Origin of the sequence: uncultured Barnesiella sp. (assembly GCF_946496565.1) — a bacterium.
GTDB lineage: Bacteria > Bacteroidota > Bacteroidia > Bacteroidales > Barnesiellaceae > Barnesiella > Barnesiella merdigallinarum.
In genome coordinates, this window is sequence record NZ_CAMMHD010000002.1 from 132,034 (window position 1) to 158,368 (window position 26,335).

Below are 26,335 nucleotides of genomic sequence, written 5' to 3' on the forward strand. Positions count from 1 at the left end.
TTATCGGGTTTTAATGGAGTGGATAATGGCAATTAAGAATCCCAGAACAATGAAGGCACCAGGGGCCAAAATGAAGATGAGCGAGCCATACTCCTCGGGATAGATGGGCAGCCCGAAGATGTGACCCGTGCCCAAAAATTCGCGCACACAACCCAGCAGGGTAAGGGCTACGGTAAATCCCAGCCCGATGCCCAGTCCGTCGAAGAACGATTCGCCCGGTGTATGCTTGGCGGCAAATGCCTCGGCACGACCCAGCAGGATGCAGTTGACCACGATGAGCGGGATGAAGAGTCCCAGCGTGGCATAGAGCTCGGGCAGGTAGGCCTGCATGCAGAGCTGCAGAATGGTCACGAATGTGGCGATGATGACGATGAAGGCGGGGATGCGCACCTTGTCGGGAATAATGCTCTTGACCATCGAGATGACGACGTTGGAGCAGATGAGCACAAACAGGGTAGAGAGTCCCATGCCCAGGCCGCCCATGGCCGAGGTGGTGGTTCCCAGCGTGGGGCACATGCCCAGCAGCAGTACAAAGGTGGGGTTCTCTTTGATGAGCCCGTTCAAAAGGATTTTCGTCTTATTCATGGTTGCCTCCTTTCAGCGATTCGGTGTAGGCAGCGTATGCCGTACGCACGGCAGCCAGGAACGCCCGCGAGGTGATGGTGGCGGCGGTGATGGCGTCGATGTCGCCCGAGTCTTTCGTTACGTGAAAATTGCACTCTTCGGGCGATTTCCCGATGATGCTCTGGTTGTTTTTGTCGGTGTGGAACCAGTCGCCCATCTTGGCTCCCAAGCCGGGGGTCTCCTGATGTTTCAACACCTGATAGTCTTTGATGGTACCGTCGGCTTCGAACCCTACGATAATGCGAATCTCGCCGCCGTAGCCGGTGTTGTTGCTGCACTCGACGGCAGCCCCTGCGAGCTTGCCGCCCAGTTTGGCGGGATATATGGTGGCGGTGGTTTCGCCGTATTCGTTATGTACGGTGTAGGTCATCTGCTCGTCCAGCGGCGAGTTGTCATAGGTCGGTATCACCTGTTGTATGGCTTTCTCCCGACTGGCTTTGGAGGCCCGGGCTATCGGTTCTTCGGTGAGTTGGTAGGTGTAGCCCAGCAGACCACCGGCAATGGCCGTAATGAGAGTGAGCGACCAAAGCATGTTCCACAATGTAGATTCTTTCTTCTTCATGGTTATGCCCTCCCGAATCGTTTAGGTTTCACATAGTTGTTGATGAGCGGAGTAAACGCGTTCATAATGAGGATAGCGAACGACACCCCCTCGGGGTAGCCGCCCCACTGGCGGATAACGACGGTGAGGATGCCGATACCGATGCCGTAGATGATCATGCCCCGCGAGGTCATGGGCGAGGTCACATAGTCGGTAGCCATGTAGATGGCACCCAGCAGAAGTCCGCCCGAAAGCAGTTGGATGAGGGCAAAGTCGAAGGCATGTTGCCAGGCACCCGAGGCTTGTGCGCTCAACTCTTCGCCCAGGCCCAGGGCAAAGCTGAACACGAATACCGTGGCCAGTATCGACACGGGGATGTGCCAGCTGATGATGCGGCGGTAGAGCAAAAAGGCAAATCCGATGAGCAGGGCGATGGCGCCCACTTCGCCCAGACTTCCGCCCTGGTTGCCTATCCACAGGTCCGAGATATTGACCTGGCTTACCCATTGGCTCCCTTCCTCTTTCAGTTTAGAGAGCAGCGTGGCACCGGTCTCGGCATCGGTATAGCTCCAGCGCGAAGTACTCGGCACGGGCCACTGTGTCATGTAGGTGGGGAAGGAGATAAGCAGGAATACCCGACCGACCAGCGCGGGGTTGAAAAGGTTGTTGCCCAGTCCGCCGAAAGCCATCTTGGTGATGCCTATTGCCGCAATCGAGCCGATGATGACAATCCAGACCGGCAGGTTGGAGGGCAGGTTGAAACCCAGCAGCAACCCGGTGAGAATGGCCGAGCCGTCGCCGATGGTGGGTTTCACTTTCAGCAGAAATTTTTGTATGAGGTATTCGACGACGACACACGAAAGTATCGACGTGAGGGTGACGATTAAGGCTCCGACTCCAAAGAAATAGAGCGATACAGCGAATGCCGGCAACAGGGCAATGATGACGCTGTACATACACTGCGAGGCCGACAGGCGACCGTGTATGTGAGGAGCAGGTGATACGGTTAGTTCCATTTCGAAAAGCGTAGATTAGGATTGTTTTCTGGATCGTATAATTCGGTTTACGGCATTTTTGCCGACTCGTATATAGTCGAGAATCGGGCGGTTCGACGGGCAGCTGTATGAGCAGCAACCACACTCGAGGCACGAGGTGATGAGCTCCCGCTCGGCCCGGTCGAACAGATGGTTCTGTGACAGTTTGGCCAGCAGGAAGGGTTCGAGTCCCATGGGGCAGGCCGATACGCATTTGCCACACCGTATGCAGGGCTCTATGGCTCCGCGGTGTGCATGCTTCTCGTCCAGTATCACAATACCCGAACAGCCTTTGGATATGGGCGAGTCGATGTTCGACACCGCTTTGCCCATCATGGGGCCGCCCAGTATCACTTTGGCACAGTCGTCGGGCAGGCCGCCCGCTATGTCAATCAGTTCGTGCATCGACATGCCGAGCCGCACCCGGTAGTTGCCCGGCTTGGCTATGTGGTCGCCCGTGACGGTTACTATGCGGTCGACGAGCGGTTTGTTCTTCTGCACCGCTTCGTAGACGGCGAAGGCCGTACCCACGTTCTGCACGATGGCACCGGTCGACACGGGCAGGGCACCGTTGGCCACCTGCTTGTGCAGGATAGCGTCGATGAGCTGTTTTTCGCCCCCTTGCGGATAGCGGGTACGCAGCGGTACGATGGTGATGCCGGGATAGCGGGTGGCGTGTTGCTGCAGCAGGGCAATGGCATCGGGCTTGTTGTTTTCGATGCCAATATAGGCCTGCTCCACGTTGATGGCCTTCATCAGAATGCGGCAGCCGACGAGAATCTGGTCGGGTGACTCGAGCATGAGGGCGTGGTCGTCGGTCAGGTAGGGTTCGCACTCGGTGGCGTTGACGATAAGCACTGTGGGTTTGAACTCTTTGGGCGGCATCAGCTTGACGTGGGTGGGGAAGGTGGCGCCTCCCAGCCCCACGATACCAGCCTGGGCTATCTTTTGGATAATCTCTTGCGGGGAAAGCGTAATCTCCTCCTTCAGTTCGGGCGAGCGGTCGATGCTCTCCTCCCACTCGTCGCCCTCGGTGTCGATGACGATGGTGGTGCCATATTGGCCGAAGGCATTGGCCGCCTTGTCTACCTTGGAGACCGTGCCCGATACGGGCGAGTGAATATTGGCCGAAACGAATCCGCCGGCTTCGGCAATGAGTGTACCCACCTTTACGGTGTCGCCCTTCTTCACGATGCAGTTGGCCGGTGCGCCTATGTGCTGGTTGAGCATGATGGCAACTTGCCGGGGTACGGCTACCGGTGTCACGGGGCAGTGGGCCGTCAGTTTGTGTTCATTCGGATGTATGCCTCCTATGCGAAATGTCTTTAACATATAGCAGATTCCTTTTCGTTGGTTGATACTTTCTCTTTTTCAGTTTCACAAACCACATGTATGGCGTGGGTGGGGCACCCTTCGACGCAGGCCTGGCACGAGAGGCAGAGCGTGTCGTCGATGTAGGCCAGGTTGTCGGTAATGGCGATGGCTCCGTTGGGGCAGCTCTTGGCGCATTTGCCGCAGCCGATGCAGGCTACCGAGCAGACTTTGCGGGCGATGATGCCCTTGTCGCGGTTGTTGCAGGCTACGTAGACGCGGGGTTCTTGCCGCTTGCGCAACTCGATGATGTTGCGGGGGCAGGCTTTCACGCACGACCCGCAGGCAATACAGATATTGGGGTCGACGATGGGCAGCCGGGTGACGGGGTCCATGGTGATGCCCCCGAAGTCGCAAGCGGCGGCACAGTCGCCTTCGCCCAGACAGCCGTAGTTGCAGTTGCTCTCGCCCGAGTAGAGGGCGGCTTCTACCGCACAGCTGTGGGCTCCCTCGTAGTGGCTGGTTCGGGGCCGGTTTTCACACGAGCCGTTGCAGCGCACTACCGCAATGCGAGGTGCCTGTTCCACGGCTTCCATTCCCACGATGGGGGCAATCTTTTGCATGACTGCATTGCCTCCCACGGGACACAGCAGATTGTCGAGCGAGGTTGCTTTGGCACATTGTTCCGCAAAGTTGCGACAGCCGGCAAAGCCGCAGCCGCCGCAGTTGGCTCCCGGGAGCACCGCCTCGATTTCGTCGATACGCGGGTCTTCCTCGACGTGGAATTTGCGGGAGATGACATAAAGCAGGGTCGCACTGACCAATCCGATAATACTTAATATGATGATCGATGTTACCATAAGTTATGAGACAAATGTTTTTTTCAAAAAGAATGTAAACTGTTTTTTCAGCCGGTCGCGATAGCCATAGAGTATGGTGTAGTAGACTGCCGGTACAGCCAGCGCACAGAGCCCGGTGACGAGTTCGCTCGCGTGAGCCAGAGTCGTAGCTGCCAATGAGAGGATGATGAGCAGAAGCGGCAGTACGGCCGTGAGCCACAGGGCCTTGTGTCCAGCCTTGGCGGCGAGGGTTACCACCACCTTGTCGCCAATCTGTACCGGGGTACGGTCGCGTTTTACCTCGATGATTTTCTCTTTCTGGTCGGCTGTCGAGCACACGCCGGCGGCATGGCAACCGGCACAGGCCGACTGTTGCAGGATGCGCACCAGTATGTGCGAATCGGTCACTCCCGTCACAATGCCTTCGTGTTCTATATCAGGCTCTTTCATGTTCGCTATCCAATCCTCTTTCTTTGTTTTTCACGGGGTCTCTGTCCGGCGGTCAAGCGGGCAGGGCAGCGGCCTCTTTTCCTTGCGGCTACGGTATTTCGTCAGAAATAGGAGTCGTACAGTTTTTTATATCTATCCTCTTGCTGAATATCGGTAATCCATTTATTCAGGCTGTCGAGTAATGTCGAATCGTTTTTCCGGAGCGCCCACGATTGAAATTGGGTGAAACTGATGTCGGTATTACAGTCGAGTTGGGGATAGTCTTTGCTCATTTGCTGGGCAATTGCCTTGTCGCACACGGCAAATTCGATTTCGCCGGTAGCCACCATCATGATGAGCTGTTCGGCTCCGTAGGTCTTCTCTTCCTGAATGTAGATGGTGTCGCCTATCTCGCGGGCCAGGTTGTTGATGCGCAGCCGGGTGGGAGCATCGCTCACGATGTAGAGCGTCTTGCCGGCCAGGTCGAGCTGGTTGCGAATAAGCTTCTTGCCCTCCTCGGCAGGCTTCCGCTGTACAAGTACCTGCTTGTTGAGCTGGAGGGGAACGGTGAAGGCGAGTTCTTCCTTAATCTCCGAGGTAACGGGCAGCTGCCGGGCGATGATGTCGTATTGCCCCGACTCCAGTCCTTCGATACTTTTGCTCAGGTTTACTTCGGGAGTAATCTCTATCGAGAGTCCACTCCGCTCACCTATCATACGGGCCAGTTCATAGTCGAAGCCCGAGAGGCTGTCGCCTTGCAGATAATAGGAGAGGGGGGTATAGTCGGTTACGATGCGCAGCACACCGTCGGTGCGAATCTCCTCGAAACTGCGGGGATGAACTTCCGAACTTTTTGTCCGCAGCCATGCCATGACTCCTACCACAATCACCAGCAGGGCAATGTATATATACAGGTGATGCTTGAGTTTCATAGGCTAATTGGAAAAATCGATGGAGAGTCCCATTTGGAACATTCTCGGGTTTAACGGATAATGTGGCAGCGAGAAGTAGTTGTTCCCGCCAAACAGGCCCTGGTTTACGTGCGACATCATCACGAAGAAGCGGGTCTGCTTCAGCTTCATGTTGATGTAGGCATTCATAAAGGGATAGTTCCCCACCTCGATTTGGTCTTGGGTGTGGAAGGTGAGTGTGGCCGGCTGGAAGGTCTCGCTCTTGTACTTGGTGTAGTAGCGGCAGTCGACGCCCAGTTGCACGTGCAGTACCTTGGCAATGCGGAAGAGCAGATAGAGGTTGCTGTATACACTCAACTCGGGCAAGGGGATAATCGAGGGTTTGCTGGTCTTTTGATAGACTACCTCGTTTTCCCAGTTGAGAATACCGAGCCGGAAGTTCTGGTCGAGACGGGCTTGAAACACCTGTATGATGGAGCCCTCTTGTTGGGGCAGGCAATTGTTGTCGAAATAGATGTAGTTCTGTATGTTCTCGACCCCTACGTTCAGCTTGGTACCCCATCGCTTCACGCTGAGTTCGCCGCCCACGCGCATGCGCCGGGTCTTCCCGAAACTGTTGTTCCACATGAAGTGGTTCGAAGCATATCGTTTATAAAAATAGGAGGGCTCTATGTTCTTGAAGAATCCGTAGGCTTGGAGCTGCACGGTGTCTTTCCACAGGCGGAATCGGCTGCGTACGTCGGCCGTCACATCGATGTCACCGATGACAGACCCCGCCAGACCGAATTTGCCGTTTACGTTGTAGGTGAGCAGTTCGCCCTTTTGTTTCGACAGTTCTCCGCCTACCCACAACAGGTTCTCGCTGTGGTTGCGCGGTATGGAGAAGTCGGGTCGCGGCGTGAGGCCTTCGATGACGGTTCCTGCCGAGAGGGTATCGCGCGGCATGGAGTAGTGACGGTATTCATAGGTAAGGTAAGCGGCCAGCCCCATCTTGGCGTATTTGTTGAAGCCCTCGAGTAACGATATGCCCACCGTGTTTCGCAGCGACTGGTAGGTGGTCTCTTCGTTGGTACCACCCAGTCCCATGTAGGTATTGGCAAAGAACGTGGTATCTTCGGTGGCCGACTGGTTGACAAACCGGTGCTTGTTTTCGTTATATTCGATAGTATGGATAATGCTGGTTACCGGGACAAAGGTGCGTATGACTGTAGTGTCTTGCTGCTCTTCCTGGTAAAATCCGAATTTGTAGCGTTGGGTGGCATAGTATTCTTTGCCTCGTATGCGGTTGTAGGCATCGCTCAGGTTGGTAGGGATAGTACGGGTATCGACGCTCGCTTGTCCGCCCTGCACCTCTTCGGGATTGAGTATGTAGGTATCGTCGGTAATACCGCCATTCTCTTGATTGACAAAGTTGTAGGTATTGAGGAAGAACTGGATGTCGTACCGGTCGCCCAGATAACTGCCGAAGATGCTGTATGCCAAATCTTTGGTAGCCTGATGCTGGTAATTACCTCGCGACAGGATGTAGTTCACGCTACCGCCCAGAGCCAACCGAGAGTTTATGTTTCCCGAAAATACGGCCTTCAAGTCGTCTTGAGCTGTCTGCTTCGAACCGCCGGTGAGGTAGGAGAGCTGGGTGAAGGGGATATGCGTGTTGTAGAATTTCCAGGTTGATGCCGTTTGTATCCAGTGACTGAAGGGGTCCTTGAAGAAAAACTCCGAGGGAATGCCTCGGTCGAAAAATATCTTGGAGAAGGCGGCACCTCCCAGATTGCCCGTCGTACCGTAGGCAGTCGAGTAGCTCGAGGGGATGTCGGTGCTGTAAAAATTGTGCATGAGCGTATCCATGGGAACATCGTAACGCAACCCTAACGGTTGGGTGATGCTCCAGGCATAAGGTGCAGGTATGTTCTGTTTTTTCTTGCCCTCCGATGCGAGTACGCAGAAAAACACGAGTAATATGAATAGGCCGACCTTTCTCATGGGGTTGCAAAGTTAGGAAAAGGAGAGCGCAAAGGCAAATGAAAAACAGAGTTTTTAAATAGTGCCGAGTCTGCCCGTAATTTCTCTTGATGAAAGTGGATAAATATCAAGCATTCCAAATTGAAGTAGTCGTCGATACGGGACGATGCTCTCTTGCAAAACTCTGAAAACCGACAGTTCCAAACGGTTGTTTGCTTACGTTCGGCCTGCCGGCTTTCAGAGATAGTTTATCTATATCGGTCTGTTAGTTGCTCTGGTAGAGGTAGCGCTTGATGCTGCGTTTGGGAGTCTTCTCAAACTCCTCGTAATAGATTTTCAACCGGCTTATCTGGCTGTAAGCGGGCAGCTCCTTGTTGAGTGAGGTGATGTCCTCCTCCATCTGTGCTTCGAGGGCATGTCCCGTCAGGTTGGAGCGTTGGGCATTCTCGATGTCGGGGTAGACGAGAGCCACCAGTTTTCCCTCCTGCTCGACGATGAGCGACTCGCACACATAGGGCATGTTGTTCAGGCGGTCTTCAATCTCTTCGGGGTAGATGTTTTGTCCCGAGGGGCCCAGAATCATATTCTTGTTGCGTCCTCTCAAGTAGACGAATCCATCGGCATCGATGGTGCATAGGTCGCCGGTTTTCATCCAACCATCGGGAGTGAATATGGCTTGGGTGGCCTCTTCGTTTTTGTAATAGCCGAGCATGGTGTTGGCTCCCTTTACCTGCAGTTCGCCCACGGTGTGCTCGGGGTCGGGTGAGTCGACGCGACCCTCCATGCGGTCGACAATTCGTCCGCAGGAGCCTATGCGGGTCTCGTCCCAGGGCGCATACGAGATGAGCGGGCCGCACTCGGTCATGCCATAGCCTACGGTGAAGGGGAAGCCGATACGACGCAAAAAGAGCTCGACCTCTCGGTTGAGGGCGGCCCCGCCGATAATCATCTGCACCAGATTGCCGCCAAAGGTTTCGTAGAGACGGTCGTTGATTTTGGCCAGCAGCTGGCTGTCGAGGAAGGGCACCTTCAGCATCACCTTCATCAAGGGCTTTTCGAGCAAGGGGAATACCTTGGTTTTGATAATCTTCTCGATAATGAGCGGGACGGCAATAATCAGTTTGGGCTTTACGGTGGCAAAGGCATCCATAATGATCTTGGGCGAGGGCACCCGGGTGAGGAAGTGCAGATGGCACCCCTTGGTAAAGGGGTGTATCATCTCGATGACCATGCCATACATGTGGGCCATGGGCAGCATGCACACGATGCCGTCGCCGGCCGTGAGGAAGGGCAGGTGCTCGAGGCAGAACTCGACATTGGACCACAGGCTGCGGTAGGGGAGCATGACCCCTTTGGAGAAGCCGGTAGAGCCCGAGGTGTAGTTGATGACGGCCAGTTCTTCGGGCGAATCTTCGTAGTAGCTCACCGCTTCGGGAGTGAAGCGCGAAGGATACTTACGGCCGAAGTATTCGTTCAGCCGGTTGCGGGTATCGATGAGCCGCTCGCTCTCCGACTTCAGCAGAGAGAAGTCGTTGAGCAGAAGAATGCCCCGCAGATCCTTCATCAGGTTCTCGTTCAGGTTCTCCCACACCCCGTCGCCCACAAAGAGCAGTTTGGCTTCGGAATGGTTGACGATGTGGTGGATGTTGTCGGCCTTGAACTCGTGCAGGATAGGAACGGGCACAGCCCCGTAGGTGATGGTGGCGAAGAAGGCTACGGCCCAGTGTGCCGAGTTCTTGCCGCAGATGGCCACCTTGTCGCCGTGTTCGATACCCGCGCTCTCGAGCAGCAGGTGTATTTTGGCAATTTTGCGGGCAATGTCTTTGTAGTGGTAAGAGACGCCGTCGAAGTCGCTCAAGGCGATGCGTTCCCAGTTCTCTTTAATGGCTCGTTCGATGTATTTATTAAAGCTCTCGTAATTCATAAAATCAAAAAAATTGTGGAACATAAATACGAAGATAGCGGAAGACGAGAGCAGAAAAACCGAATGTTTTTCAGCCTTTTGCCAAGTCTTATTCTATCTTCCACAAACAAAGATACAAAAAAAAGTGAGATATGAAAATATATAGATTTACTCTTGTTCAAGTGGATTCAAAAAGCATCTCAAATAGGTTCAAGCTTTTTTATGTAATTGATACTTTTTAGGGAATGATATCTTAATAATTAAGTTATCACTTCCACTTTGTTATCTTCTTTAAATAGTAAATTAAGAACTATTTTACGCGAAGTAAAAAAAATATTTTTAGTTTTGATTTATTCACATAAAGAGCTTAATTTTGTAAGCTAACATTTAATTCATAAAAAATGGGGAATTGTATCTTAAGAAGAGCTCTGTGGTGTTTGATTTTATTTGTCTGTTATACACAATTGACTTATGCTTTCTCGGTTAAAGACGAAAGTGGTATTGTTTTTTTTATTCACTCGGAAGAGGATGATACATGTAGTATCGTTATTGTTCCTAATCAGGATCATGTAACTATTGCAAGTTCTTATTCATACAAAGGTAAGTCTTATACTCCAGTTGAAATTGAAGATGGAGCTTGTATGAATAATGATTTAATGACGTCAATTATACTTCCTTCTACTATTAAGAGATTGGGCCAATCGGCTTTTAATGGCTGTATCAAGTTGAGAAACATTTCTCTGCCGAATGGAGTAACCACAATCAATCCATATTGTTTTGCAAATTGTACCAGTCTCACGGGTTTTACAGCTCCGGCAGCATTGACCAGGATTGGTCAATCTGCGTTTTCGAATAGTGGTATAGAACATGTAGAATTGGGAGAACAAATAGAAGAAATTGGTTCATCGGCATTCGCACATTGCGAAAAACTTCAAGGGTTTCGTTTATCTTCATTGGTTATACAAACTATCAGTAGATCCCTTTTTAGGGAATGTAATAGTTTAGTAGGAGTAACATTACCTAATACAATAACTAGTATAGAGTCGAATGCGTTTGAAAATTGCTCAAAGTTAGCAGCCATAGACCTTCCTGATAGTTTGCGTATGTTGGGTGGAGATGCTTTCGAAGGTTGTACGAGTTTGACTCATGTCGAGATGCCGAGTGGTGTGATTTTAGGTGTCTGTTTAAGAAGCTATCCGTTTATAAAGTCCATTCATTTCACGAAAGGTTCCAGACCTGTAATAGATGATGCTTTTTACTTCTCTATGCCTAATTTGAAATCGCTCACTTTTGATGAAGGAATTACTGAAATAACGGGTTCGGCATTCTCGGGTTGCGATAGTTTGGAGTCGGTTATATTTCCTACAAGCATGCGTTATATCAGACATAATGCTTTTCAGAGATGTGAATCGTTGGAGCATGTTGTATTACCCCCAAACCTTATAACCATAGGGGATGAAGTGTTTTCTTATTGCTCGAGTTTAAAGAGAATTGTACTCCCTGTAACACTCGATACGATAGGAAGAAGGGCATTTAATGATTGTATAGCATTGGAAGATGTGGAGTTTCCTCGAAATTTGAAGGTAATAGGAGATGATGCGTTTAACCAATGTTCCAGCTTAAAGTCGGTGAAAACTGGCGGAGAACTGGAAACAATTGGATTCGCTGCTTTCGAACGAGCCGGTGTGCAGCAATTAACCCTCGGAGAATCTTTGAAATCGATTGAAGATAATGCATTTGCTTATTGTAATATAACAGAAGTCTATTCTTGGAATCCACAACCTCCTGTAATAGAATTTAATACGTTCAATACAGTCACGACCCAAAATGCCATTTTAACTGTCCCGGCTGAAGCTGTCGATGCTTATAAAGAGGCCACCTATTGGAAGAATTTCAAAAATATTGTAGGCAAAGATCTGAGTGCTGTAAATCAAATTGATAATAAAGATATTTCTGTTGTGATACAGAATGGACAGATTGTTGTTGGTGGTGTAAAAGATGTTAGAATCGAAGTATATAATATGCAGGGGCATTTGGTCTATTGTGGATTTGATACTATGATTGAGATGCCAACTTCCGGTCTCTATTTGGTAAAAGTGGGAACACAAGTATTCAAAGTGAAAATATAGGTAGTTTGAAATAGATTCTGTGTAAGAGGTTTTATTTATAATATAATAATTAGCAGCATAGGTAAAGAGATAGTTTTACCTATGCTGCTAATTTATGCAGGCAACTTAGTTTTTTCTCAGAGAAAAAAGGATATTCAGACCACCCGAGGGTTCGTTTTTAACCCATATTTCACCTTTGTGGAAGAGAACAGCGTTTTTGACGATGGCCAGTCCCAGACCGGTGCCGCCGAGTTTGCGGGAGCGTCCTTTGTCTACCCGATAGAAACGCTCGAAGAGGCGGTTCAGATGCTCTTCGGGTACCCCCACGCCGTTGTCGGAGAAGGAGAAGTAGTAATACTTGTCGTCTTCGAGATAGCAGTCGATGGTGATTCGGGTACCTTGTCCGGCGTACGCGATGGCGTTGTCGGTGAGATTTCGGAATATCGAGTAGAGCAGCGAGTAGTTGCCGTTCAACGTCATCTTGTCGTGGAGGTTTCGCATCTCTACGGTCATATTACGCTCGGTAAGTGCGGCTTGCGATTCGTTGATGACCTCGGTGATAATCTTCTGCAAGTCGGTGTTGTCGGTGTCGTAGAGGTCTTTCGACTCGTCGAGGCGGTTGAGCATAGAGATGTCGCGCAACAGGTCGGTGAGCCGTTTCGATTGGGCATAGCAACGCTCCATGAACATCTTTTTGCGCGCTTCGTCCATCTGGGTAGAGAGGATGGTCTCCATATATCCCCTGATGCTGCTCACCGGGGTCTTCAGCTCGTGGGCGATATTCTGGGTCAATTGCCGTTTCAACCGGCTCTCCTGCTCCTGTTGGGTGATGTCGTTGATGGCGATTTCGAAGGTGTGGTCCTGGAAGATGATGCACTCGACAAGGAAGGTGCGGCTCCCTTTGTCGAGGGTCATCGACTCGGAGATGAACTCTTCGCGCACATTGGGCTCGTAGAGTTTCTGCGATATGAAATCGTTGATTTTTTTCAGATTTTCCTCTTTGAACAGATAGTCGGCCGGAGACACCGTATTGTCGGTAATGAGGCTGAGATACTGGATAAAGAGGTTGTTGGCCATGATTATCCGTTTGTCTTTGGAGAAGAAGGCCAGGCCCTCTTTGGAGAATTGCAGGTGTTTGAACAGCTTTTCCTGTTCGATCGACAATTTCTCTTTGGTACGCAACAGGTTGTCGTAGATATGGGTAAGACTCTGGGTAATATTGCCGATGTCGTCGACGCCCGATTTGATGGTGATGTGTATGGGCTTCTCTTGTTCGGCTTGTTGGGCCAGTTGGCTAAGGGCGGCAATCGATTTGCCCAGGCTACGGCAGAAATAGTATAGCAACAGGATTGCGAAAATCGATATGCCCACCATGAAGTAGATAAACTCTTTGTTGGGATTGAGTATGGAGAGGCTCTCCCGCTCGAAGGGAATCGACGAGCGTACCACCCAGTCGCCGTACCGTCGGGCCGAATAGAAGTAGTTTTTCTTATGCGTCTGCGAGTATCGAATGGCGTAGCCCTCTTTTCCCTTCAGGGCCTGTTGTATTTCGGGCCGGGTCAGGTGATTGTCGGCAACCGTGTCGCTCTCTTTTCCCGACTGGCTCTCGAGTATCACATCGCCGTTTTGGGCCGAGATGACGGTTACCCTCAAGTCGCGGCTGGTCATGTTGCGGATAATCGAGTCGATAGAGATGTGGTCGATGTCCTGGTTTTTGATTTGGGCATACAAGAGTCCGTTATAGTCTTGCAAAAGGGCATTCAACGACTGTTGCCGGTTCTCCTTTTCGAGCTGGTATTCGAAGAGCAGGATGATGGCAATAAAGACGACAAACAGCGACCCGATGGAAAAGAACAGTTTTCGGTCGAAGGTCATAAACTGAGTACGCTTTTCGATAGTCATAGGTCAAAATCAGGCAGTTTCGAAACAATATCCGTATCCAAGCCGGGTGACGATGTGTTTCCCGTACTCTCCGATTTTTTTCCGCAGGCGGGTGATGTTTACGTCGATTGTGCGGTCGAGCACATATACCTCGTCGGTCCAGATTTTCGAAAGAATCTCTTCACGCGAAAAGACCTGACCCGGGTGGGAGAGCAGGAGCGAAAGGATCTCAAACTCTTTTTTGGTGAGCGGCAACTCGTTCTGGTCGATGAAGGCCCGCTTTTTGGTCGGGTCGATATATAGATTTTCGAATTGCAGGATTTCGGGGGTCTCCTTTTCGGAGCTGCGGCGAAGCACGGCCTTGACACGGGCAATGACCTCACGGATGGAGAAGGGTTTGGATATGTAGTCGTCGGCTCCGATATTGAAGCCCATCAGTTTGTCGTCTTCGGTATCCTTGGCTGTGAGGAAGATGATGGGAATGTGTTTGAGCTTTTCGTTCTTACGCAGCAGCGAGGCCATTTTGAAGCCGTTCATTTCGTCCATCATCACATCGAGCAGCAGCAGGTTGTAATCGCTCAGGTTCATTTGCAGAGCCTCTTCGGCCGAGTTGGCCGTGTCGACTTCATACCCTTCTACTTCGAGGTTGAATTTCAGAATTTCGCACAAATCCTCTTCGTCGTCTACAACTAAAATCTTGTAATTGGTCATAGTTCTCGGTTTTTTTTGATGCTGCAAAATTGAGAAATAGATATTTCAACGGTGTGACAATCGAGCCCTATTTTCAATCTGCATCCGAATCGCGCTTCTGGAAATCGAGCAGCAGGACAAAATCCTTCACATCGTTGCCTTTGCGGTCGCTTCGCATGACGGGAGAGAAGTCGTATTGCCGGCCATATTTCTCCTGTATGTACTGGAAATCGCGTTCGCCCACGAGCAGGTAGCCTGCTTCGGGGTTCTCTTTTTCAAACTCGACTACCCGGTCTTGCGTGTAGAAGTTGATGATGAAGAAGTGAAGCATGGGTACCGATACGTAAGAGTATATCTTCCCCTCGGGTACTTCGGCTACGACTTTATCGGCAAAGGGTTTCATCGACTTGGCATTGAGTATGACCGGCAGCGTAGAGGCGTCGAGCATGAGTTGTATACCGAAGAAGAGCGCCACGACCGAGTAGACATACCGGTTGTTGTAGGTCAGGTAGCGCTTACTCTTGTAGATGTCGTAAATGAGGAAGACGATGAATATGCCCGAGATAATCGACACGATGTTCCACGACTCGGCCAGGGCGGTCATGTAGTAACCAAGGTCGTCGGGCAATATTGCCCGATAGTGGTCGCCGACTCCGCTCTTGACAAGGAGCAGAATAATCAGCAGCAAGGTTCCTACCGAAGCGATGAATATCGAAAATACCCGCCACACCTTGGGCTTCTGTTTGAGCAGATAGAGCATGTACTCGGCCAGGAAGTAGGCGATGAAGGGGTAGATGGGCAGGATGTATACCGACCGTTTGCTCTTGGGTATGCAGTAGAATACAAAGATGATGACGATAGCCAGGAGGCTGAAGAGTCGCATGCGGTCCATGTGGGCGATGTACGCTTTGAACCGTTCCCAGTATGTTTTCACCATACCGTGCGGTCGTTTGTATTTCAGCACAAACAGCGACATGATGACCAGCAACGACCACGGCAGCCAGCCGGCCAGGGTGATGTAGAAGTAGTAGATGACGGGCTGTTCGTGCGACTCGTACGACATCTTGCCCAGGAATCGGCCGAAGTTCTCTTCCAATACCAGTTGCAAGAAGGTGTCGCCTCCCTGCTGATAGGCGGCAAAGTACCACAGCAGGGGCAGAATGCAGGCCAGCAGAGCCAGCGGCAGGACTTTATAGATGGTACGCCAGAGCGATACCTTTTGGAGCAACAGGAATACCCCGATGACGGCGCACGGCAGAATGATGCCCACCGGGCCTTTGGTGAGGGTGGCGATGCTCATAAAGAGAACGGCCCAAACGGGGATACCCCGCAAGTGGTGTTCCCACCACCGGTAGAGTTGCAGCAGGGCCAGCACGATAAAGCAGGTGAGCACCATGTCTACCCGCGAGGCCATGGCCGCCCGGTGTACTTCGAAGCCCGAGAGCAGTAGCAGCGAGGCCAGAAAGGCCAGGTCGTTGCGACTGCGCTTGGCAAAGAAGAGGAAGCACATGGCCGACATGACGATTAAGGCCAGAGCCGACGGCAGCCGCGAGGTAAACTCGGTCACCTCGCCTGTGGGCAGGGAGAGTGCGGCAATGCACCAGTGGAAAAAGGGGGGCTTGTAGGCTATGTCGCTCCCGTTGTTGACGGGCAATATCCAGTTGTCGTTTTGCAGCATGCTCACGGCCACGATGGCTTCGCGGGGTTCGCCCTTGGTGTGGAAGTTGGTCAACCCCAGGTAGGGCACGATGGTGAGTGAGCTGATAATCAGCAATAACAAGAACAATGAGAATCGTGAACTCATCTTAGGCATGTTCATAATCGAGCAGTCTTAAAGCGTTTGTGAGTTGGAGGAGTCGAAATTGATTTTTTTGTCGATGATGTATTCGGGGCGGTTCTTGGTCTCGTCGAAGATATTGCCTATGTATTCGCCCAGAATGCCTATCGTGAACAGTTGTACGCCACCCAGGAATACGATGGTGATGATGGTCGAAGACCACCCGGGCACAATCGACTCTTTGCCCGACAGGTACATGACGAATACCCAGATAGCATAGGCCAGAGCGATGAAAATCGACAGCGTACCCAGCGAAATGGCCAGTTTGAGGGGTTTCTTGGAGAAGCCGAAGATACCGGCCGAGGCGAGGGCAAACATCTTACGCACCGAGTATTTGGTCTTTCCGGCCGCCCGTTCGTTGCGGTCGTAATAGAAGGGGGTCTGTTTGAATCCCATCCAACTGAAGAGCCCCCGCAGGTACTTGTGCTTTTCGGGGAATTGCTTGAAGGCCTCGAGCACCTTGCGGTCGACGAGCCTGAAGTCGCCGGTATCGACGGGAAAGGTATAGTCCGACAGCGAATTGAGCATGCGGTAGTAGAGCTTGGCCGTAAACTTTTTCATGAAGGTTTCGCCTTCGCGCTTGTTGCGCACGGCATAGACTACGTTGCTGCCCTCCCGCAGGTGGGTCTCGATCATTTGGGGTATTACCTCGGGCGGGTCTTGCAGGTCGACGTCGATAATGACGGCCACATCGCCCGTGCAGTTGTGCAGACCGGCACTCACGGCATTCTGGTGGCCAAAGTTGCGCGAGAACGACAGCACCTTGGTGTGCGGGTCGTTCTGGGCAAAGCCCATCAACAGCTCCTCGGTGCGGTCCTTGCTGCCGTCGTTGATGAAAATAAGCTCATAGTCGTAGGGTATACTGCCCATGACCTGGGAGAAGCGCCTGTGCGACAAAGGGAGTACCTCCTCTTCGTTATAGCAGGGAATGATGACAGATACTTTCATGGCCTATCTCTCTTATTTTTTAAACGTAATACACTTGTTCAGAGTAAAGTTGCACAGCGTGTATACCACCATGCTCACCAGTTGGGCCCAGGTGTCGGCCAGGTGCAACACCTCTACCAGAACAAGCAGCGCTACGAACTGTATGCCGTAACAGATCCCGAAGCTGACGAGAAACAGCACGGCTTCGCGCATAAAGTTACTATTTAATTTCTTAAATACCCACAGTTTGCTCCAAAAGAAACTGTTGATGACGCCGGCTATATAGCCAGCCAGATTGGCAATCGTATATTTGATGTGCAGCAACTCTTGCAATACATAGATGACAATCAGGGTAATGAGCGTGTTGATGACCCCGACGATGCCGAACCGGATGAGCTGCCACAGGGTATTTTTATCGTATTTCTTCAGAGAATCCAACATGGGAGCAAGGTTATTCTTTTTTAGTCGGGTTGTCGTTTTCGTCTTTCAAGGCGGGCAGAGACCAGTGGAATTTCACCGCCAGCAGTCTGACCGCTACGACCGAAATACCGCAAATCGACTGATTGGTAATACTGTTGAAACCCATCTTCTGCCCCAGATAGAACATAATGCCACCCGCCACACAGGCCAGGGCATAAATATCCTTGCGGAACAGGAGCGGCTCTTCGTTGATGAGTATGTCGCGTATGATGCTGCCCACCGAGCCGGTAATCGTACCCATGACGATGGCGACCCAGAAGGGGAAGCCGAACATGAGGCTCTTCTCTACGCCCACTACCACAAACAGAGCCAACCCGATGGTGTCGAAAATAAAGAAAGTATTCTCGAGTTTCACCAGATACTGTTTGAAAATAATCACGAATATGAGGGCTATGGCGGTGACAGTGAGGTAGCTGCCGTTGATCATCCAGAAGGGGGTGGCATTGAGCAGTACATCGCGGGTGGTACCGCCGCCGATGGCGGTAACCAATCCTACGGCATAGGCGCCGAACCAGTCGAAACGCTTGGCAGCGGCCAGTCTGATGCCGCTGATGGCAAAGGCCAGTGTTCCTACAATCTCCAGTATGGTGGCAAAGGTCGTATTCATAACATTTTCCCTATAAGAATGCAAAGTTACTATTTTTTGTGAGATTCAATGCTTTTTGTCGGCTCTATGTTTTTGTCGCATGAAATAAGTATTGTGAAGAATTTTTATAAGAATAAAAGTGTACCTTTGTCTCCATAAATCGTTTGGAATGAAAAAGCGGCTGCTACTGTTCTTCTCCGTTTGCTTTGCTGGTCTCACACTTCTGGCTTCGTCTCCCAAATACGAGATGCGAGCCGTGTGGCTCACGACAAACTGGGGGCTGGACTGGCCGTCACGCCCGATACACACGCCGGTCAATGCCCGTCGGCAGCAACAGGAGCTTGTCGAGATACTCGACCGTCTGCAGGCATTGGGTATCAATACTGTCTTTTTCCAGGCACGTATCCGTGGCGAGGTTTTTTATCCCTCGCAGTACGAGCCGTGGGCTGCCGTGTTGAGCGGCGGTCGCAATCCCGGCTACGACCCGTTGGCTCTGATTGTCGACGAGTGTCACAAGCGGGCCATGGAGTGCCACGCGTGGTTGGTCACCTTTCCGGTCGGTTCCAACCGGCAGGTGAAGCGGCAGGGCTGCCGGTCGGTTGTAGCCCGTCACCGGTCGTGGTGCAAGCAGCTTGCGGGCGAATGGTATCTCGACCCGGGGAATCCCGAGGTGCGAGACTATCTGGTCGGGGTGGTCGACGAGATTGTGACGAAATACGATGTCGATGGCATTCACCTCGACTATGTGCGCTACCCCGACGATGCCCGTCGGTTTCCCGATGCCGATTCGTATCGGAAATGGGGGCGGGGGGCCTCCTCGCTGATGAACTGGCGCGAGGACAATATCACGGCTACCGTTTCGGTCATCTACGACAAGGTGAAGCAGTTGAAGCCGTGGGTCAAGGTGAGCAGTTCGCCGCTGGGCCGTTACGCCTCGTTACCGGGATTCCCGGCCTGGTGGAGCTGTCGGGAGGCGGTGCATCAAGACCCTAAACGGTGGTTGCAGGAGGGGAAGCACGATTTTATCGCCCCGATGATGTATTTCAAGGAAGAGAACTATTTCCCGTTTCTGCACGATTGGGCCGAGAGCTGTCCGGCCGGAAGCGTGGCCAGTGGTATCGGCGTCTACCGGCTCGACCGGGAGAATGGAAACTGGAGTCTCGACGAGATAAAACGTCAGATTGAAACGACCCGGCAGGTGGGGGTAGGGCAAGCCTATTTCCGTTACGGCAATCTGCACAGGCACACCGCGTTGGAGCAGTGGCTCACGGCGTGGTTCTACCGCTATCCGGCTTTGACCCCTCGCCCGGTAGGGGCTCCCGCGCAGACGGTTGCAGCACCTGAAGGCCTTCGGGGCGAGATGGTGGTGGGGAGTACGCGGTTGTCGTGGCAGCCGGTCGATGCGGCATTCACTTATGTGGTCTATGCCACCGACGATTCGTTGCAGGTCGAGGCGGGCGAGCAGATAGCCGTTGTGTTACCCCGCACGGCGAGCGAGTGGATATTGCCGGGCTCGTATCGTTGCTATGCCGTAGTGGCTCGTGACCGCTATGGCAACGAGAGTATCCCGGCCGTGTGGCACAGCCCGACGGTCGAGCCGGGAAAGTATGAGATAAAACTGTATTCACATAAAAAATAAAGAAGCTATGTATCCTTTGAAATTTGAAGACATCCTCCGTCCGATCATTTGGGGAGGAGAAGAGATTAGCCGATTCAAACAGCTGCCCGAGATTCATCCTGGGGTGGGTGAGAGTTGGGAGATTTCCCAGGTAGGCGACCGCGTGTCGGTTGTAAGCGAAGGTGCCGACAAGGGCAAGAACCTGACCGAACTGATTAAACGCGACGGTGCCGCTCTGCTGGGCAAACATGTGGCCGAGCGCTATGGCGAGAAATTCCCGTTGCTCATCAAGTTTATCGATGCCCACGACAACCTTTCGATTCAGGTACACCCCAACGACGAGGTGGCCATGGCCCGTCACAATTCGTTCGGTAAAACCGAGATGTGGTATGTTATCGATGCCAAACCGGGAGCCGGTCTCTATTCGGGCTTTTCGCAGCAGATTACTCCCGAGGAGTATGTAGAGCGTATCAAAAACAACACCATCACCGACGTGCTGCAGTTCCATAAGGTAAAGAGCGGCGATGTCTTCTTCTTGCCGGCCGGCCGTATCCACGCCATCTGCAAGGGTATCCTGATTGCCGAGATTCAACAGAGCTCCGACATTACCTACCGCATCTACGACTATGACCGTCGCGATGCTCAGGGCAACCCGCGCGAGCTGCACGTAGAGCAGTCGATTGCCGCTGTCGATTTCAAGATGTACGACAACCTGCGTACTCAGTATGAGGCCCGCAACAACGACGCCGTTACGCTGGTCGAGTGCCCCTTCTTCGAGACCAATCTCATCGAGGTGGACAAGAGCGTGAAACGTCCCGTAGCCGCACACGATTCGTTCGTCATCTATATGTGCATGGGCGGCAAAGTGCGCCTGACCGACAACAACGGTTATACCATCACGCTGCATCAGGGTCAAACCTCGTTGGTTCCCGCCTCGCTCGAGAGTGTGACCATCGAGGCCGAGTCGCCCGCCAAACTGCTCGAATGCTATATCCCGGCTCAGAAATAAGCTGTGGAACTTGAGTATAACAGAAAAGCCGAGGTTTGTGCCTCGGCTTTTTCGTTGTATCATATAAGTTTTTGATTATTATCCTTACTCCTCTTTCTTCTTGCCGGCGCGGGTGTAGAACTTACAATACTCGCGTATGCCGCACTCCAGACAGTTGGGCTTGCGGGCCATGCAGACGTAGCGGCCGTGCAGGATGAGCCAGTGGTGGGCAATGGGCAGCAGGTGGCCCGGAATGTTTTTGACCAGTGTCTTCTCGGTCTCGAGCGGAGTCTTGGAGTTGTTGGTGAGCCCGATGCGGTTCGAAACGCGGAAGACGTGGGTGTCGACGGCCATGGCCTCTTTGTGGAAAACCACCGAAGCTACGACGTTGGCTGTCTTGCGACCTACGCCGGGCAGCTTTTGCAGCTCGTCGACCTCCGAGGGGACTACGCCGTCGAACTCCTCGATGAGTGTGCGGGCCATACCCACCAGATGCTTCGACTTGTTGTTGGGGTACGACACACTCTTGATATAGGTGAACACCTCGTCGGGGGTAGCCTGGGCCATGGCCTGCGGAGTGGGGTAAGCCTCGAAGAGAGCCGGGGTGACCATGTTCACCCGCTTGTCGGTGCATTGGGCCGAAAGGATTACGGCCACGAGCAACTGGAACGGGTCGTGGTAGTGCAACTCGGTCTCGGCTACCGGGCGGTTCTTCTGGAACCACCGGATTACCCCTGCGTATCGTTCCTTGGTTGTCATGGCGTTACCGGCAGTCCGTGTTTAGTGAGCCGACTTGAACTCTTCGAGGAACCGTACGTCGTTCTCCGAGAACATGCGCAGGTCTTTTACCTTGTATTTGAGGTTGGTGATTCGCTCGATACCCATACCCAAGGCATAACCGCTGTATACCTTGCTGTCGATGCCGCAGGCGTCAAGTACGTTGGGGTCGACCATGCCGCAGCCCAGAATCTCTACCCAGCCGGTGTGCTTGCAGAAGGCGCACCCTTTACCCCCGCAGATGTTGCACGAGATGTCCATCTCGGCCGAAGGCTCGGTGAAGGGGAAGTAGGAGGGACGCAACCGTATTTGAGTCTCGCTGCCGAACATCTCTTTGGCAAAGTAGAGCAGGGCCTGTTTCAGGTCGGCAAACGATACGTTCTTGTCGATGTATAGAGCCTCTACCTGGTGGAAGAAGCAGTGAGCCCGATACGAGATGGCCTCGTTACGATACACGCGCCCCGGGCAGATGATACGGATAGGGGGTTGTCCGTGCTCCATCGTGCGAGTCTGTACCGACGAGGTGTGGGTACGCAGCAAGATGTCGGGCGAGCGTTGGATGAAGAAGGTGTCCTGCATGTCGCGGGCGGGGTGGTCTTCGGCAAAGTTCAGGGCCGAGAACACGTGCCAGTCGTCCTCGATTTCGGGACCTTCGGCAATCGAGAAACCCAACCGGGCGAAGATGTCGCAAATTTCGTTCTTCACCAGCGAAAGCGGGTGTCTCGTTCCCATTGGAATGGGGTAGGCCGTGCGGGTGAGGTCGATGTTCTGCTCGTCGCTGTGCGTCTCTTCGAATTCGCTTTTCAGTTCGTTGAGTCTTTCGATAGCCCGCTCTTTCAACTCGTTCAACTGTTTGCCCACCTCGCGCTTTTGCTCGGCGGCTACGCTTCTGAAGTCGTTGAAAAGTTGGGAAATTTCACCTTTTTTACTGAGGTATTTTATACGAATAGCCTCTAAATCTTCTGATTTGGAGACCTTTAATGCTTCGATTTCTTCTCTGATACGTTGGATTTTTTCAATCATACCTGTAACTTCTTAGATTCAAAATGCAAATTTAATAATAAAAGGTGGCTCACCGGGTGGATTTGACCGAAATATTTTTGTCAAGCTGTAAAAAAGAGATTGGCTACGGAAGAAAATCTTTCTTTATTATTACTTTTGTCTCGATATTTCAAGAAGAGTTCCCATGCCTGTACCTCCGTTTTTGCAGCAGATCGAGAAGTTTATTGTCGATAACCGCTTGTTGGACAAGTCGGCCCCTGTTGTGGTGGGGATAAGCGGCGGTGCCGATTCGGTGGCGCTGCTGCATGTGCTTACGCGGTTGGGCTATTCGTGTATCGCCTGTCATTGCAATTTCAATTTGCGAGGCGACGAATCTCTGCGAGACCGCAATTTTACCTGTGAGACGGCTCGGGCATTCGGGGTACCTTTCGATGAAATATCGTTCGATACGCAGCACTATGCCCGCGAACACAGCCTCTCTATCGAGATGGCTTGTCGCCAACTGCGCTACGACTGGTTCGAAACGAAGCGCAGGGAATACGGAGCCCAGGCGATAGCCGTGGCGCATCACCGCGACGACAGTGTGGAGACCCTGTTGTTGAATCTGGTGCGGGGCACGGGCATTGCCGGCCTTACCTCGATGCGTCCCCGCAACGGTTTTGTGGTGCGTCCCTTCCTGCCGGTCTCGAGGCAGGAGATAGAGGCTTATCTCGAGGATCAGCATTTGTCGCATGTGGTCGACCACACCAACCTCGAAACTGTTTTTGTTCGAAATAAAATCCGGCTCGAGGTGCTGCCGTTGCTGCGCACCATCAACCCGTCGGCCGACCGTTCCATCTACACCACCATGCAGAATTTGCGCGAGGTGGAACGGGTCTATCGCGATGCCATCGAGCGCCAACGGAGCGAGGTGTTGACGAGTGAGGCGGGCGAGACCCGTATCTCTATCGAGCGGCTGATGTCGCTTCCGTCGCCGCGGGCTTTCCTCTTTGAACTGCTTTCGCCCTGTGGCTTTGTACCCGACCAGATCGACGAGATACTGGCCGCTTGCAACGGAGAGTCTGGTCGTGTATTTCTGGCTCCCGGTCACCGCGTAGTCAAGGATAGAGATACATTGATATGGGTACGGCAGGAGGTCGACGAATCGCAGTCGGATGTTGTGGCAACGATTGCATCGCCTTGCGAGGGCGAGGTGCTGCTCGACGGTTGTTTGTCGTACAGATGTGTCGAGGAAGAGGGATATGAATTGCCGCGCGACAAGACACATGCTTGTTTCGATTTGGATAAACTCGAGTTTCCGCTGACTATTCGCCGGTGGCGCATAGGCGATCGCTTTCGGCCTTTCGGAATGAAGGGGAGTCGCAAGTTGAGCGACTACTTCCGCGATCGAAAGTATTCGTTGGTCGACAAATCCCATGCGTTGCTGCTGTGCTCGGGCGATACGATTCTATGGATTCTGGGCGAGCGTGCAGCCGATGGCTATCGGGTAACCTCTGAAACAAGAAGAGTTATCGAATTTAATTATAAAAAATAGTTAAAATCCAAACTTAATTTTACAATCTTTGTTTTGTTTGGTAAATCAGCCGTATATTTGTTCACTGAATTGCGTAGTGAAATTCTGTACGCAGCGTATTTCAACCAAATCCAATAGTTATATTTGTTTTTTCGGCCGGTATGTATCAGGCATACAGGAGCCTTGATAAATATACAAAGTGTAAATCATATTTATATCTACATGTATAATATTTTAGAATTAAGCGCTAAAACTCTTGACCAGTTAAAAGCGATAGCCACCGAGATGGGCATCGAGAAGATCGACAGCACCGAGAAGGAAGATCTTGTCTATAAAATCTTGGACCAGCAGGCTATCGATATGGCCAGCAAAGCTGCAGCCAGTCCGTCTGCTCCTAAGAAAAGAGGGCCTAAACCTAAAAAGAACAAAGAGAAATCGGCCTCCGAAAACTCGAAGGAGGCAGAAAATAAATCCAATGCAGAGCCGAAAGCTGCCGCTCCGGCCGACTCGGACGATGCAAATGAACCGAAAAAGAGGGGTCGGAAGAAGAAAAACGACACCAAAGGAAACAATGCGGATGATAAGGTAGCCGAACCGGCAGAGATGCCAGAGGTGAAAGAGATATCGGCCATTATCGAAGAGACGGGCCTGGCTTCGCACCCGGCCTTGAAAGAACCGGTTGCCGAGTTGTTCGAGAATTTGAAGGAGAGTACCGCTACTTCCTCGGAACAGAAACCGGATGCGGAATCAACCGAGCTGCAGGCTCAACCCAATCAGCCGATGGGCGGACAGCCCAAGCAACGCAAGCGGATTCAGAAAAAGGCTATCCCCGTATTGGAATCGGCCAACGAATCTCAGCCTCAGCAGCCTGCGCTTCCTTTGACACAACAGCCGGCTCCGCAGACCACAGCCGAAAGCAAACCCGCCGAGACTCAACCGCAACAGCCTGCCCAGCCGCAGCAATTCCAACCGCAACCGGTTCAACAATCGGCACAACCTCACCAGCAACAACAATTACCTCCGTTGCAGCCCTCGACCTTGCAAACCTTCTTCCCGCATAGCGAAAAACAACGCTTCGTTCCCCGCGGACAGCGTACCTTTGTACCGCAAAACCGAAACAACGCCAACAATCAAAATAACAACGGACAGAACCAGTCTCAGCAACCGGTTCCCGAGCCGAAACCGGTAGAGAAGGCCTACGATTTCGACGGTATCCTCACCGGTGTAGGTGTACTCGAGATGATGCCCGATGGCTATGGGTTCCTGCGCTCGTCGGACTACAACTACCTCACGTCGCCCGACGACGTGTATGTTTCGCAGTCGCAAATCAAGCTCTTCGGTCTGAAGACGGGCGACGTGGTCGAGGGTCCCATCCGGCCGCCCAAAGAGGGAGAAAAATATTTCCCGCTGGTAAAGGTCGAGAAAATCAACGGCCGCACCCCCGAATATGTGCGTGACCGGGTTCCGTTCGACCACTTGACGCCGCTCTTCCCCGACGAGAAATTCGACTTGACCAGCGGCAAATATTGCAACCTGTCGACCCGTGTAGTCGATATGTTCTCGCCCATCGGCAAAGGACAGCGCGGTTTGATTGTGGCTCCCCCGAAAACCGGTAAAACCGTATTGCTGAAAGATATAGCCAATGCCATCTCGGAGAATCACCCCGAGGTGTACATGATTATCCTCCTGATTGACGAACGTCCCGAGGAGGTGACCGACATGGCCCGCAGCGTAAAGGCCGAGGTTATTTCGTCGACCTTCGACGAGCCGGCCGAGCGTCACGTGAAGGTGGCCAGCATTGTACTGGAGAAGGCCAAACGCATGGTCGAGTGCGGTCACGACGTAGTGATACTGCTCGACTCCATCACCCGCCTGGCTCGCGCCTACAACACCGTATCGCCGGCGTCGGGCAAGGTGCTCTCGGGTGGTGTCGATGCCAACGCCCTGCACAAACCCAAACGCTTCTTCGGTGCCGCCCGTAACATCGAGAACGGCGGTAGCCTCACCATCATTGCCACGGCGCTGACCGAGACGGGCTCGAAGATGGACGAGGTGATTTTCGAGGAGTTCAAAGGTACCGGCAACATGGAGTTGCAACTCGACCGGAAACTCTCGAACAAACGCATCTTCCCGGCTGTCGATATTACGGCATCGAGTACGCGTCGCGACGACCTGCTGTTGCCTAAAGATACCCTCAACCGCATGTGGATTCTGCGTCGTTACCTCTCCGATATGAATTCGATCGAGGCCATGGAGTTCATGCGCGACCGCATGGAGCGCACCTCGTCGAACGAAGAGCTGCTGCTGTCGATGAACGACTAAATCTGAATTTGAAAGAGGGGAGGAGATGCTCCTCAGAAAACCGATACAAGAC

General features: G+C 52.3%; 22 protein-coding genes. 5 read left to right on the forward strand and 17 right to left on the reverse strand.

The features are described from left to right. The 9 genes from Q1K76_RS01600 to Q1K76_RS01640 form a co-directional block, all read right to left on the reverse strand. Positions 1-585, reverse strand: coding sequence for an electron transport complex subunit RsxE (locus tag Q1K76_RS01600; RefSeq protein WP_258327431.1), 585 nt, complete (start codon positions 583-585; stop codon positions 1-3). After that, entirely contained in the window at positions 578-1,186 is a 609-nt protein-coding gene (locus Q1K76_RS01605) for an RnfABCDGE type electron transport complex subunit G (protein WP_300130530.1), read from the reverse strand. The genes Q1K76_RS01600 and Q1K76_RS01605 overlap by 8 nt, the downstream gene beginning before the upstream one ends. Positions 1,187-1,188: 2 nt before the next feature. Continuing rightward, complete coding sequence (locus tag Q1K76_RS01610; protein WP_300130533.1) at positions 1,189-2,181, reverse strand: RnfABCDGE type electron transport complex subunit D; 993 nt, start codon at positions 2,179-2,181, stop codon at positions 1,189-1,191. 15 nt (positions 2,182-2,196) lie between these two features. Next, positions 2,197-3,531 (reverse strand): electron transport complex subunit RsxC, encoded by a 1,335-nt coding sequence (gene rsxC / locus Q1K76_RS01615; RefSeq protein WP_300130536.1) that lies wholly within the window; start codon positions 3,529-3,531, stop codon positions 2,197-2,199. After that, positions 3,525-4,370 (reverse strand): RnfABCDGE type electron transport complex subunit B, encoded by an 846-nt coding sequence (locus Q1K76_RS01620; RefSeq protein WP_087407381.1) that lies wholly within the window; start codon positions 4,368-4,370, stop codon positions 3,525-3,527. Before Q1K76_RS01620 ends, rsxC begins: the two co-directional genes overlap by 7 nt. A gap of 3 nt (positions 4,371-4,373) precedes the next feature. Further along, the gene (locus Q1K76_RS01625) at positions 4,374-4,799 is read right to left on the reverse strand and encodes a SoxR reducing system RseC family protein (RefSeq protein ID WP_298663464.1); all 426 of its coding nucleotides are present in this window, start codon (positions 4,797-4,799) and stop codon (positions 4,374-4,376) included. Positions 4,800-4,900: 101 nt separating this feature from the next. Then, positions 4,901-5,710, reverse strand: a complete 810-nt coding sequence (locus tag Q1K76_RS01630) for a transporter substrate-binding domain-containing protein (protein ID WP_087407383.1) — start codon at positions 5,708-5,710, stop codon at positions 4,901-4,903. Between the two features lie 3 nt (positions 5,711-5,713). After that, entirely contained in the window at positions 5,714-7,672 is a 1,959-nt protein-coding gene (locus tag Q1K76_RS01635) for a putative porin (RefSeq protein WP_300130539.1), read from the reverse strand. 244 nt (positions 7,673-7,916) lie between these two features. Further along, on the reverse strand, positions 7,917-9,575 hold the full coding sequence (locus Q1K76_RS01640) for an AMP-binding protein (protein ID WP_300130541.1): 1,659 nt from the start codon (positions 9,573-9,575) through the stop codon (positions 7,917-7,919). Between the two features lie 416 nt (positions 9,576-9,991). Between Q1K76_RS01640 and Q1K76_RS01645 the strand changes: the two genes are divergently transcribed. Next, positions 9,992-11,683, forward strand: a complete 1,692-nt coding sequence (locus Q1K76_RS01645; protein ID WP_300130543.1) for a leucine-rich repeat domain-containing protein — start codon at positions 9,992-9,994, stop codon at positions 11,681-11,683. Positions 11,684-11,788: 105 nt separating this feature from the next. On the opposite strand, the gene Q1K76_RS01650 is transcribed toward Q1K76_RS01645, so the two are convergent. The 6 genes from Q1K76_RS01650 to Q1K76_RS01675 form a co-directional block, all read right to left on the reverse strand. Continuing rightward, positions 11,789-13,564 carry an ATP-binding protein gene (locus Q1K76_RS01650; RefSeq protein WP_300130545.1) on the reverse strand — a complete coding sequence of 592 codons (1,776 nt, stop codon included), beginning with the start codon at positions 13,562-13,564 and terminating at the stop codon, positions 11,789-11,791. A 9-nt stretch (positions 13,565-13,573) separates the two neighbouring features. Continuing rightward, positions 13,574-14,254, reverse strand: coding sequence for a response regulator transcription factor (locus Q1K76_RS01655; RefSeq protein WP_300130547.1), 681 nt, complete (start codon positions 14,252-14,254; stop codon positions 13,574-13,576). Between the two features lie 73 nt (positions 14,255-14,327). Next, complete coding sequence (locus Q1K76_RS01660; RefSeq protein WP_300130550.1) at positions 14,328-16,037, reverse strand: glycosyltransferase family 39 protein; 1,710 nt, start codon at positions 16,035-16,037, stop codon at positions 14,328-14,330. 27 nt (positions 16,038-16,064) lie between these two features. After that, a complete protein-coding gene (locus tag Q1K76_RS01665) occupies positions 16,065-17,018 on the reverse strand; it encodes a glycosyltransferase family 2 protein (RefSeq protein ID WP_300130552.1) in 954 nt (317 codons plus the stop codon). A gap of 12 nt (positions 17,019-17,030) precedes the next feature. After that, positions 17,031-17,438 carry a GtrA family protein gene (locus Q1K76_RS01670; protein ID WP_087407390.1) on the reverse strand — a complete coding sequence of 136 codons (408 nt, stop codon included), beginning with the start codon at positions 17,436-17,438 and terminating at the stop codon, positions 17,031-17,033. Between the two features lie 10 nt (positions 17,439-17,448). Beyond that, on the reverse strand, positions 17,449-18,084 hold the full coding sequence (locus Q1K76_RS01675; protein WP_258327422.1) for a trimeric intracellular cation channel family protein: 636 nt from the start codon (positions 18,082-18,084) through the stop codon (positions 17,449-17,451). 148 nt (positions 18,085-18,232) lie between these two features. Between Q1K76_RS01675 and Q1K76_RS01680 the strand changes: the two genes are divergently transcribed. Continuing rightward, positions 18,233-19,702: a family 10 glycosylhydrolase gene (locus tag Q1K76_RS01680; protein ID WP_300130556.1), complete on the forward strand. Its 1,470-nt coding sequence runs from the start codon at positions 18,233-18,235 to the stop codon at positions 19,700-19,702. Positions 19,703-19,709: 7 nt separating this feature from the next. Next, positions 19,710-20,690, forward strand: coding sequence for a type I phosphomannose isomerase catalytic subunit (locus Q1K76_RS01685; RefSeq protein WP_258327420.1), 981 nt, complete (start codon positions 19,710-19,712; stop codon positions 20,688-20,690). A gap of 84 nt (positions 20,691-20,774) precedes the next feature. Here Q1K76_RS01685 and nth read toward each other — a convergent pair whose 3' ends face one another. Next, entirely contained in the window at positions 20,775-21,428 is a 654-nt protein-coding gene (gene nth, locus Q1K76_RS01690) for an endonuclease III (RefSeq protein ID WP_300130558.1), read from the reverse strand. A gap of 21 nt (positions 21,429-21,449) precedes the next feature. Then, complete coding sequence (gene pheS, locus Q1K76_RS01695; RefSeq protein WP_300130561.1) at positions 21,450-22,469, reverse strand: phenylalanine--tRNA ligase subunit alpha; 1,020 nt, start codon at positions 22,467-22,469, stop codon at positions 21,450-21,452. A 163-nt stretch (positions 22,470-22,632) separates the two neighbouring features. Between pheS and tilS the strand changes: the two genes are divergently transcribed. Next, positions 22,633-23,982 (forward strand): tRNA lysidine(34) synthetase TilS, encoded by a 1,350-nt coding sequence (tilS, locus tag Q1K76_RS01700; protein ID WP_300130563.1) that lies wholly within the window; start codon positions 22,633-22,635, stop codon positions 23,980-23,982. Positions 23,983-24,183: 201 nt separating this feature from the next. Continuing rightward, positions 24,184-26,283 carry a transcription termination factor Rho gene (gene rho / locus Q1K76_RS01705; protein ID WP_300130566.1) on the forward strand — a complete coding sequence of 700 codons (2,100 nt, stop codon included), beginning with the start codon at positions 24,184-24,186 and terminating at the stop codon, positions 26,281-26,283. Positions 26,284-26,335 lie beyond the last annotated feature (52 nt).

Bases quoted from the DNA above. Each gene is read 5' to 3' on its own strand.
- rsxC (WP_300130536.1), bottom strand. From the start codon at position 3,531: ATGTTAAAGACATTTCGCATAGGAGGCATACATCCGAATGAACACAAA.
- Q1K76_RS01640 (WP_300130541.1), bottom strand. From the start codon at position 9,575: ATGAATTACGAGAGCTTTAATAAATACATCGAACGAGCCATTAAAGAG.
- Q1K76_RS01600 (WP_258327431.1), bottom strand. From the start codon at position 585: ATGAATAAGACGAAAATCCTTTTGAACGGGCTCATCAAAGAGAACCCC.
- tilS (WP_300130563.1), top strand. From the start codon at position 22,633: ATGCCTGTACCTCCGTTTTTGCAGCAGATCGAGAAGTTTATTGTCGAT.
- Q1K76_RS01665 (WP_300130552.1), bottom strand. From the start codon at position 17,018: ATGAAAGTATCTGTCATCATTCCCTGCTATAACGAAGAGGAGGTACTC.
- Q1K76_RS01670 (WP_087407390.1), bottom strand. From the start codon at position 17,438: ATGTTGGATTCTCTGAAGAAATACGATAAAAATACCCTGTGGCAGCTC.
- pheS (WP_300130561.1), bottom strand. From the start codon at position 22,469: ATGATTGAAAAAATCCAACGTATCAGAGAAGAAATCGAAGCATTAAAG.
- Q1K76_RS01660 (WP_300130550.1), bottom strand. From the start codon at position 16,037: ATGAGTTCACGATTCTCATTGTTCTTGTTATTGCTGATTATCAGCTCA.
- Q1K76_RS01605 (WP_300130530.1), bottom strand. From the start codon at position 1,186: ATGAAGAAGAAAGAATCTACATTGTGGAACATGCTTTGGTCGCTCACT.
- Q1K76_RS01685 (WP_258327420.1), top strand. From the start codon at position 19,710: ATGTATCCTTTGAAATTTGAAGACATCCTCCGTCCGATCATTTGGGGA.
- Q1K76_RS01650 (WP_300130545.1), bottom strand. From the start codon at position 13,564: ATGACTATCGAAAAGCGTACTCAGTTTATGACCTTCGACCGAAAACTG.
- Q1K76_RS01655 (WP_300130547.1), bottom strand. From the start codon at position 14,254: ATGACCAATTACAAGATTTTAGTTGTAGACGACGAAGAGGATTTGTGC.
- Q1K76_RS01635 (WP_300130539.1), bottom strand. From the start codon at position 7,672: ATGAGAAAGGTCGGCCTATTCATATTACTCGTGTTTTTCTGCGTACTC.
- nth (WP_300130558.1), bottom strand. From the start codon at position 21,428: ATGACAACCAAGGAACGATACGCAGGGGTAATCCGGTGGTTCCAGAAG.
- Q1K76_RS01675 (WP_258327422.1), bottom strand. From the start codon at position 18,084: ATGAATACGACCTTTGCCACCATACTGGAGATTGTAGGAACACTGGCC.
- Q1K76_RS01620 (WP_087407381.1), bottom strand. From the start codon at position 4,370: ATGGTAACATCGATCATCATATTAAGTATTATCGGATTGGTCAGTGCG.
- Q1K76_RS01680 (WP_300130556.1), top strand. From the start codon at position 18,233: ATGAAAAAGCGGCTGCTACTGTTCTTCTCCGTTTGCTTTGCTGGTCTC.
- Q1K76_RS01625 (WP_298663464.1), bottom strand. From the start codon at position 4,799: ATGAAAGAGCCTGATATAGAACACGAAGGCATTGTGACGGGAGTGACC.
- Q1K76_RS01610 (WP_300130533.1), bottom strand. From the start codon at position 2,181: ATGGAACTAACCGTATCACCTGCTCCTCACATACACGGTCGCCTGTCG.
- rho (WP_300130566.1), top strand. From the start codon at position 24,184: ATGTATAATATTTTAGAATTAAGCGCTAAAACTCTTGACCAGTTAAAA.
- Q1K76_RS01630 (WP_087407383.1), bottom strand. From the start codon at position 5,710: ATGAAACTCAAGCATCACCTGTATATATACATTGCCCTGCTGGTGATT.